This window comes from Romboutsia sp. 13368, from assembly GCF_018336475.1.
GTDB lineage: Bacteria > Bacillota > Clostridia > Peptostreptococcales > Peptostreptococcaceae > Romboutsia.
Window position 1 is genome coordinate 1088242 of sequence record NZ_CP048741.1, and the last position, 461, is coordinate 1088702.

Below are 461 nucleotides of genomic sequence, written 5' to 3' on the forward strand. Positions count from 1 at the left end.
ATATACTAGCAAATCCACCATTTAACCAAAGTGAYTGGGGACAACCATTATTAGTAGATGATGCTAGATGGAAATGGGGAACACCACCTCAAGGAAATGCTAACTATGGATGGATAGAGCATATGTTAGATAAACTAAGTCAAAAAGGTAAGGCAGGAGTAGTAYTTGCCAATGGTTCATTATCGTCTAATACTTCTGGWGAAGGMGATATAAGAAGAAAAATATTAGAAGATGATTTAGTAGATTGTATAGTAGCATTACCTGATAAGTTATTTTACACTACTGGTATACCTGTATGTATATGGTTCTTTAATAGAGATAAAAAGCAYAAAGGACAAACTTTATTTATAGATGCTCGTAAAATGGGTGATATGGTAAATAGAAGGYTAAGAGAATTAAGTGATGAGGATATAAAAAAGATAGCTAATACTTATATAGCTTGGCAAAATGAAGATGGATAT

General features: G+C 32.5%; 1 protein-coding gene (running past one end of the window). It reads left to right on the forward strand.

Annotated elements, in window-relative coordinates:
• Positions 1-461, forward strand: part of the annotated coding region (locus G3997_RS04425) for an N-6 DNA methylase (protein WP_296648713.1) (this coding region is incomplete at its 5' end). Its footprint extends 231 nt past the window's final position; 461 of its 692 annotated nt are in view.